The 492-nt window shown below is 61.6% G+C and carries 1 pseudogene; it reads right to left on the reverse strand.

Features of this window, described 5'->3' with window-relative positions:
• Positions 1 to 305, reverse strand: a pseudogene (locus DEQ92_RS22140) (hypothetical protein); the annotation flags it as partial.
• Between the last annotated feature and the right edge of the window lie 187 nt (positions 306 to 492).

Here is a 492-nt window from a genome sequence, read left to right on the forward strand (position 1 = left end):
GGTACCGTGACCGAGCCGCCGGGGGCGATCGACCCGAGTTCTTCGACTCGCGCGTACTCTCTGGCGGTTCCGGGCACGCGAACGAAGACGTCCCGCACGTTGACTGTCGACGGACTGTTTTCGAGGTTCGAGATCGTCGTCTCGATAGTTACTGTTTCGCCCGTGTTCGGGTCCTCGGGACTAATAGTGACAACAGACATCTGGACGGCCGGACCGGCGGCCGAGGCGGTCGTTGCGACAGCGCCCGAGCTACCGAGCAGGAGGGACAGTACGACGAGCACGCGGAGGGATGTGGACCAATTCATAGTGCGTATCGTGGCGTCGTGACCCGTGGCTGTAGGTCGATCGACACGAACACGTCGCTCTGGGAGCGCGGTGCTTGCAAGTCTTTCCCTGTTCGTCCGACGAACAAGGCACCGGGAGCGACGCCACTCGGCCGTGAGAGAAAGAAGGAGAACGGAGCTATGTCGCAGCTAGTTGTTGAACATCTCG

The sequence above is a fragment of the Haloferax sp. Atlit-6N genome (assembly GCF_003383195.1).
GTDB lineage: Archaea > Halobacteriota > Halobacteria > Halobacteriales > Haloferacaceae > Haloferax > Haloferax gibbonsii.